This window comes from Lactiplantibacillus plajomi (assembly GCF_005405405.1).
In the GTDB taxonomy this organism is placed as follows: domain Bacteria; phylum Bacillota; class Bacilli; order Lactobacillales; family Lactobacillaceae; genus Lactiplantibacillus; species Lactiplantibacillus plajomi.
Window position 1 is genome coordinate 1 of sequence record NZ_BJDZ01000045.1, and the last position, 9035, is coordinate 9035.

Here is a 9035-nt window from a genome sequence, read left to right on the forward strand (position 1 = left end):
GTTTATTCATGACCGAAAAACTGGTAAACCTAATACCTTGTACCTTAAACCTGTTCAAACAGAGCTCTTATTGTACCGTCAATGGCTGCTTGATCATAAACTGGATTCTGAATGGCTCTTTCCTTCCATTCAACACCCAGAACGTCATATTACTGAAAAACAGTTCTACAAAATTATGAGTAAGGTTGGCGATCTGTTAGGCATTAATTATCTAGGTACTCATACGATGCGCAAAACTGGGGCTTATCGTGTTTACACGCAATCAAATTACAATATTGGCCTAGTCATGCACTTATTAAATCATTCAAGTGAAGCCATGACTTTAGCTTATTTAGGCTTAGACCAAGCCAGTACCGAAACTATGTTAGATCAAATTGATTTTGGGTAAATTAGTTTGATTTTGTTGTCGCCAACGGCGACTTCTAATACAGGTTTTTAATGGGTCTAGCACAACATAGAATAAATTCTATGTGTAAGTGCGCATTGACTTCGTTTCACTCGGTCTGCTGATAACCATAAAATCAATTTCTGCCGTTGTTGAATTGACTGTATTTTTAATTCAATTTATGTTTGTATCTAACTAAGATTGTTATGTTTTAAATATTTAAAAAGTGTTGCGAATTACGCTGTTTTAAGCCAAAATTTTTTAATTGCTTTGTGCAAAGAATCTTTGTAAGTTTGGTAACAAATTTTGAATAACGGTACTGTAAAATATGTAAATATAAACTGAAATTATTATTTGATGTTAGGAGTAATTAAGATGGATGAAAAGAAAGTATTAAACCCAATTGATGAAATATTTGCTGATCCTTGGCAAGTTGATATTCAAGAATTGTTTGAAGCTTTTGTTAATGAACCTGATGAGATCAAACAGAATTTGTATAATTCCTTGTACACTTACATTTTGCAAAAAAGACAAGAAGATATTATTAATCGACCAGGATTTGTAATTTAGCCCTCTAAAAGCTCGCTGAGGGCTTTTTATTTTGTTTTGGCATAATTATATATAAATAAGCTTAAAACTGCTGGAAATTGAAAATAAAGGCCTTAAAAGGGACATAGCAGTTAAATTCTTATTATGTTTTAGAAAAGCTAAGTGTTTGCTGTCAATGGTAGCGGACGAGCGCAGCGTGGGAGCATAAGGAATTGACAGCTCTTAACCAGTCTTAACACTGAATTGGCGAAAGCCAAAGTTTCTATAAAACTTTGCTTTCCTGCCTAACGGCGAGTGAAAAAACGGTCAAGCTGGTTCAGCTTGGACGGGGTGCGGGGCGTCAGCGCCCGTATAAATGTGGCTTGCCACACCTTTTTAGGCAACGAACGGAGTAAGGCGCAAAGAGCGTAGCGAATGGAGTTTAATGTGAGCCGGTTTTTGGCTCACTCCTTTGTGTTTTTATTTTAGGTTTTGATCTCGTACAGTGGTGCCTCTTATATACCTCTTTTATAAACCTCTTTTAAACCTCTTTTAGACCCCTCTTGAACCTTACTCTCCCAAGACGTACAGGAGTTTATCAACGAGGTTTTGTCTGTTTATCAACGAGGTTTTGTCTGTTTATCAACGAGGTTTTGTCTGTTTATCAACGAGGTTTTGTCTGTTTATCAACGAGGTTTTTTATAGTGATCGTTGATAAACAATCGTTGATTTTATATAATAGTTGTGGAGGTGTGATTATGAGCAATGAACTTATAAAATATGATCCTGAACTTAATACCATTCCGTTACGTAAATTCACCCCTATTGAAATGAATCTATTTTTTTCAATTATTTCTCGTATGCGTGATAAGGGAGATCAAACAGTTAGATTTTCTTTTGAACAACTTAAAGATTTGAGCAACTATAAACCGACTGCAAATAATCGCTTTGAAGATGACATTCAAAGAACTTATGAAAAGCTAATGGGCCTTCATTTTGGAAGACGTAGTAAATCCGGATTAAATAGAGAAATGTTTGTTATGTTTACTAAGTTCAGAATTGTTGGTGAAGCTGATTCTCCTTATATAGATATTGAAGTATATAAAGATGCTTTGCCACTTCTCAATAATTTAGACACGTGGGTTAGATATGCTTTAGCGGAATTTAGAGATCTTCGAAGCAGTTATGCTAAAACCGCTTTTAGATTGTTAAAGGGCTTTAGAACAACTGGCTATGCTTTTTTATCAAAAGAAGATTTTTTTGAGTTACTTGATATTCCTAAAAGTTATTGGAAAAAACCGGGAGACGTTGATAGATACGTTCTTAAACCAATCAGAGAAGAATTAACCCCTCTTTTTAGAGGCCTAACTGTTCGAAAAAAATATGGTAAAGGCCGTGGGAAACCAGTGATTGGTTATTCTTTTTCCTGGAAACCTGAAAGAAAAAATTCAAATGATTTCTCACAAGGGCACTTTCAAGATGAACGGCAAAAACTTTTTAATATCCAGCATAATGGTGAATTAACAGAACAAGAAAAATGGCGTGCTATTGATAAAGTAAAAGGCCTACCACTAGGATCCACTGAAAAACAAACATTAGCCGAACAACAGATTGAACACGACAAAAAAATAAGAGATCAAGCAAGAAAAGAAGCGCTTGCAGAACTCCAAAAAGGATTTAAAAATAATTTCTAATGTTTGTTTAATGGTTCAGTCATGGAATCTTTTGGTCAATAAACAGTCTGGTTTCCATCTTACTATATAAAAAATGGCAAGAACGACAACCAGATTCAATTTTTTCTTGTCGGTTGTCGTTCTTGCCATTTTCAACTTATAATTTAAGACGGATTATTGAGGTGGTGAGACTCTTGGGGAAGACAATTCGACAACTTTCGGAAGAATTACAGTTATCAAAACAAGCTGTTAATCAGCGTATATCTAGTATTAAAGACTTTCGAAGCAAGCACACTCATAAAGTTAAAAATCATCTGGAAATAGATGAACAGGGTGTTGAAATGCTTGCTAATTTTGACAAGCAAAAACGACAAGATCAGCAAGTAGATCGACAAGAACGACAAGTCAAAAACGACAAGCAAGATAAAAGGGAAACTAACATTAATGATGTTTTGCTGAAGCAACTTGATATTAAAGATCAGCAAATCTCCAAATTACAAAAGTCCTTGGATCAGCAGCAACAGCTACAGTTAGCAACACTTGCGGAAAATCGGCAATTAAAAGGCCATATTCAAAAATTGAGTGGACTTCTTGAATCTTTTAATTCGACTCAAAAACGACAAGCAACCAATAAAAATGGCAACTTGTCGAATAGTGCTAATTCCAGTAAAACCAAGGATAAAAACGACAAGCAAGGAAAAAATCGTGTTGTCGATGACGAGAAGCAAAAGAAAATACATAAAAATAAAATCAATAATAGTTGGTGGCATTTTTGGTGAAAATTAAAAAGGTGGATTAAGCATGGAAATAGAACCTAAGATAATGTCTCAAGTTAAAAGCATTTTAGGAGAGTTTGGAAACAAGTATTTAACTAGTGAGGGATCCCTAAAACGCAATAATGTAATTAATGATTTGGATAAATTCGATCATGAACTGATGACAAAATTATTTAGGGATCCTTTAATACATAAAAATTATGTAGAAAAAATTGCCGGTACCGAAGTATTTAAACTTAACCAGTTTATTGAAATGTTTGAATACAAAAATTTTTGGGAGGATAGTTATACTGCATATACAAATAAAATTGGTTTAACAGCTAATGAAAAATTCATTAACGAATCTGCTGATGTTGTTTTGGATTTTCCTTTTAAAGATACTGTTTTAAAAGCTGGCATGACTAAAGAAGATTTAGATAAAGATGAATCTGCTGATGAACCATTTTTAAATGAAACTATTGCTAAGCCTGAAATTGATGAGCTATTAGAACCTAAAATTTTTGTTAATGCTAAAAAGTATGATCAAAATGGTGAACATAAGGTATCTAGTTATTCTGATCAAGATAATTTAGTCATTAAGGGAAACAACTTAATTGCTTTATATAGCTTAAAAAAAATCTATACAGGAAATATTAAATCTATTTTTTTGGATCCACCATATTATTTTGAAATCAACAAACCGTCTGACACTTTTTCTTACAATTCAAATTTTAAATTATCGTCATGGCTTACTTTTATGAAAAATCGTTTAGAAATTACTAGAGATCTTCTGAATGAAAAAGGTACGATTTTTATTACTATGTCTGATGAAGGTGTTCATTATTTAAAAGTCTTAGCTGACGGTATCTTTGGATTCAATAATTTTATTGCTGATGTAACTTGGGAATCTAGAACCTCTGTATCAAGTGATGGCTTCATTTCACTAAATAGTAATCATATTTTAATTTATGCTAAGAACTTAGATCAGATTAATAAAAATAACTTTCGATTAAGCTTAGATAAAGAATCATTCAAGTTCAACGACAACGATGGTCTTGGCCCGTATCGAATTGAACCGTTTGATGCACCAAATGTTAGAAAAAATTTAGAGTACGCAATTGTGAATCCCAATACAAGCAAAGTCTACTTTCCACCTAAGGGACGTTGTTGGAGAACAACTGAAAAAGAGTTTAAAAAATTGCTTAAAAGTGGACGTATTAAATTTGGTTCTAAAGGAGAAACAAGACCACAATTAAAAGCTTATTATTCAGACGTAAAAGATGCAGGAAAAGGAAAAACAGCAAGTACTATATGGCATGATATTTCTGTCAACAATAGTATTTCTTGGTTAAATACCAATACAAATACATCTGCTACTAAACATTTACGACAAATTTTCGGAGCAGATGTTTTTACTAATCCTAAACCTGAAGATTTAATCAAACGTGTCTTAGAACTTTCAACAGGCAAAAACGATATTGTTTTAGATTTTTTCATGGGCTCGGCAACTACCCAATCAGTCGCCATGAAGATGCATCGGCGATTTATTGGTATCGAACAACTGGATTATATTAATACGGTTTCAGTACCCCGTTTACAGAAAGTGATCGCTGGCGAACAAGGCGGTATCTCCAAAGATGTAAGTTGGCATGGTGGTGGCTCTTTTGTTTACGCGGAGTTAATGGAAAAGAATCAAGGCTACCTAAAAGATCTGTTAGCGGCTAAAGATATCAATGAATTAAATGCCGTATATGAACGTATGAAAGCTGGAGCAGATTTCGATTTTCGGGTAGATCTTAATAAATATGAAAATGATGCAGAGCGTAAAACTTTGCCGTTTGCAGAACAAAAACGGTTATTAGTTAAATTATTGGATAAGAATCAACTCTACTACAACTTCAATAATATCGATGATACTGATGTACGTGACCTAATCTCCGACAACGATTATCACTTTAATCAAAGCTTTTATGGAAAGAAGGTCTAAACCAGTGGCAAAAAAAATGGTAATGCGTAAAATTGAACTTCCACTGGTTGATTTACTGGAAAACAAACGAAAGATTGATCTTCTCAGTAATGAAGCTCTCTTTATTATCCCGGAATATATCAAAAATAATTTAAAGCACCAATTACGACCTTACCAAAATCAAGCTTTAGTTAATTTGGATTGGACGCAAAGACAACCCCTAGCTGATTATCAATATAACCAATTACTTTTTAATATGGCTACTGGCAGTGGCAAAACAGACGTTTTAGCCACTTTGATCTTGTACTTATATACTGAATTTACTTATCATAATTTTCTTTTTGTTGTTAATACAAATGCCGTGGTAGCTAAGACTTACGATAATTTATTAAATGCAGCTTCGCCTAAATATCTTTTTGCTCAACCTTTGACTATTCATGGGCAAAGAATCGAGCTTCGCTCAGTGACACGTTTTCCTAATACACCAGAAGATGGTGTGATCTATTTAAGATTAACAACTATTCAAACTTTAACCAATGAATTAAGCGAAACTAAAGAAAATGGTTTGACTTATGATGATTTTAAGGTTCACAAACTAGTCATTTTAGCTGATGAAGCTCATCATTTTAGTGCTGGCACTAAAAGTAAAGAGGACCAAAAAGAACGTTCCTGGGAATATGTCTTAGATCGTATTCGTCAAGCCAATCCGCATAATCGTCAATTTGAGTTTACGGCAACCATTGATTTGCAAAATGAAGCAATTTATCAGAAATATCGTCAAAAAATTGTTTATAGATATGACTTAAGCCGCTTTATCCATGAAGGTTATTCTAAACGAGTATATCGGTTACAAGCAAATAACGACGATGAGAACAAAATGCTGAATGCTGTTTTACTTAGTCAGTATCGTAAGCGGATTGCCAATGACTTAAAAATACCCGACTTTAAACCGGTAATCTTGTTTAAATCTAATAAAATCACGGTTTCTAAAGATTCCCGAGCAACTTTTTTAAGCATGATCTCACAGTTGAATATAACAGACCTAACTGATTTTCTTAAACATCAACAAAGCACTAGCCATAGTCAAGCATTGAAACAAGCTTATGATTACTGGTTATCGCAAGATTTGGGTACTGCAATTGTTGAATTAAAACGTGACTTTCAGGCTATGAACATTATTAATGTTAACGATAGTGCTAAAGAGGGAATCTTAGGGGACTTAAATGACTTGCATAATCTAAATACATTGGAAAGTTCTGATAATCCCTTTCGGGTTATTTTTGCCGTGGCTAAATTAAGTGAGGGCTGGGACGTTCTAAACCTTTATGATATTGTGCGGATTGGTGAACAATCCACTACCTTGAAACAAACTAACAGTGAAGCTCAGTTGATTGGTCGTGGGGCACGTTATAACCCCTTTGTTTATCAAGATAAAATTTCTTATAAACGTCGTTTTGATAATCAGAATCCTAAATATCAGTTATTAGAGGGTCTTTATTATCACACTATCAATGATCCTAAGTACCTAGACAACCTTAAGAAGTCACTTGATAAAATGGACCTGCCTGTTGAAGATGATAGTGATTTTGATGTTTTTGAAACTAATGTTAAACCGTCATTTAAACACTCTAAAGTTTATCAACAAGGTAATCTTTACTACAACGAAGTTGAACCTGTACCAGATGAAGAATTTAATTGTCTTGACCGTTATGGGGTTAATACCACCACAATGGCTGAAGTCAATTTGGTAGAGAGCACTTGGGAAACAAATTACAATGCAGTTGCTATTGAGAAAGATCCTTTAACAGAGACCAGGTTTTTATTTAAGTTTCGAGACGCAGTAATCTTAGTAAAAAAAGCTTTCTCACGTAATAAGTTCTATCGGTTTAATTCTCTAAAGAGGTATATTCCTACTTTGAATTCGTTAAATGAATTTATGACAGCCGATAATTGGTTGGGAAATATTCGTTTATATGCTCGTGTCAGTAACGGTTCATCATCCTTAAATCGGGAGCAGCAACTTAAAGCAGTTGAGCAATATCTAACCTTTGTTCAAAAGCAGATTATCAATAACTATCAAAGACAGCGCGGTACAAAACGCTTTATTCCAGTTCCTATAAAATCTTTGATTAGGGACTACCAAAAGAAAGTTGCAAAACGTTTTAATAAACCAGTCAGTGAAATGATCTTACCCTACTCAATGAAAAATAAACCTTGGTTTGTTTTTGAAGAAGCCATTGTTGATAAGCTGGAGAAGTCTTTGGTTGATTTAATTGGTGCTTTTGTTGAGCGATTAAGTCAAAAATACAGTCAAATTTACTTATTTAGAAATGATGAACGCAATACTAATTTCAAGCTACATCAATTTAAAGGTCAGACAACTCATTATGCCGGTTTTATGCCTGATTTTATCCTCTATTTACAGAATAAAGATTTTTGTTATCAAATTTATATTGAACCTAAGGGATCCCAATTGCTTGATCAGGATCAGTGGAAACAAGAGCTTTTAGAAAGTATTCGTCCTGAAAATATTGAACTTGTTGGTGAGAATGATCAAGTTAAGCTTTACGGCGTTAAATTCTTTACTTACAATGATGGCAGAAATGTTGAGCAAGAAATGTCTGATTTAAATATTATAGAAAAAGATTTTAATGAGGGGTGAACAAAATTTGGAGATAAAAATGAAAAGAATCAGAAGTGTTAAAAAGTACTTATCTGATATTGATGAGAAAGGTACATTTTTTATAGGAGTTCAAGTTGATTCAAAAATAAAGGATAAATTGAATGAAAACTTTAAAAACATTGGTAAGAAAGAGCCTTTATTTATACCCAATCCGTATATTGGAATTATGTCTGAAAGAAATACAGTTGGCGAAATAGTTCCTGATAAGACTAAGCCAAAAGAAATATGTTATAAAGCACAATCTTGGACGGTAAAGCATTGGGATGGAACACCGCAATCAGGAATCACGGAAGTTCCTTATTTAGGTTATCCAAAAAGGTTTACGCCACCCCAAAATTTTTACTTTCGCTATCTTGAAAATCCTAAACACAATGATTCATTGTTAATTATAGATAAAAAATTTACCAACACTCATGATGAATTTGATGATATTAAATTTTGCATTAATCTTGTTTTGGAGATATTTTCAGAGGCAGAAACTTTTATCATCAAAGGAAAAAAGTTAGAACCTATTATAAAAAAAGTTCCCTGGGAAGTTCTGCCTAAGGGGGAACAAATTTGGAAAGCCTTTAAAGATGGGAAAAGCTATCCTAATATTTCGAAAAGTGAAAGATATTTAATAAAAGAACGTTTTGATTATATTGAAAGCTTTAAACCAGATAATGAATATCAGGGAACGGCCGGTTACACTGGATATGTAGTTTTTTGTTTTGAAAATAAACAATTATATATTTTGGATTCTGTTATATATGGTAACGCAACTTATATTTTCTCCGATTCGTGGGAGAATGTGTCTAAGCTTTCAAAAAAAGAAATAATACAGGGAAATTTAGAGAAAAAAAGAATAATCCATTCCCCAAATTGGAAAAGAGAATTAAAGAAAGAACTCACTGAATAATTACTTAACTTAAGAAACCAAGTAAATAATTGTAGGGTCTATAATCTTCAAATCGCCCCTCAAAAACGTTGTTAAAATAGCCCCCGATATCTATAATGTAGATATTGGGGGCTATTTTAATTTATTTTTTTATAAGTGCCCCTAAAC

At 33.4% G+C, this 9035-nt stretch carries 7 protein-coding genes; all 7 read left to right on the forward strand.

The genetic code is table 11. The annotated features are described in order from the left end of the window. The coding region (locus FFM82_RS12925; RefSeq protein WP_225425713.1) for a tyrosine-type recombinase/integrase at positions 1-388 on the forward strand (388 nt) is incomplete at its 5' end. A gap of 354 nt (positions 389-742) precedes the next feature. After that, on the forward strand, positions 743-955 hold the full coding sequence (locus tag FFM82_RS12930; RefSeq protein WP_170178307.1) for a hypothetical protein: 213 nt from the start codon (positions 743-745) through the stop codon (positions 953-955). A 716-nt stretch (positions 956-1671) separates the two neighbouring features. Continuing rightward, positions 1672-2607 carry a replication initiation protein gene (locus FFM82_RS12935; RefSeq protein ID WP_137646185.1) on the forward strand — a complete coding sequence of 312 codons (936 nt, stop codon included), beginning with the start codon at positions 1672-1674 and terminating at the stop codon, positions 2605-2607. Positions 2608-2780: 173 nt separating this feature from the next. Beyond that, positions 2781-3365: a DUF536 domain-containing protein gene (locus tag FFM82_RS12940; protein WP_137646186.1), complete on the forward strand. Its 585-nt coding sequence runs from the start codon at positions 2781-2783 to the stop codon at positions 3363-3365. Between the two features lie 22 nt (positions 3366-3387). Continuing rightward, complete coding sequence (locus tag FFM82_RS12945; RefSeq protein WP_137646187.1) at positions 3388-5328, forward strand: DNA methyltransferase; 1941 nt, start codon at positions 3388-3390, stop codon at positions 5326-5328. A gap of 4 nt (positions 5329-5332) precedes the next feature. Beyond that, entirely contained in the window at positions 5333-7969 is a 2637-nt protein-coding gene (locus FFM82_RS12950) for a DEAD/DEAH box helicase family protein (RefSeq protein ID WP_137646188.1), read from the forward strand. A 19-nt stretch (positions 7970-7988) separates the two neighbouring features. After that, positions 7989-8888, forward strand: a complete 900-nt coding sequence (locus tag FFM82_RS12955; RefSeq protein WP_225425715.1) for a hypothetical protein — start codon at positions 7989-7991, stop codon at positions 8886-8888. Positions 8889-9035: the final 147 nt, after the last annotated feature.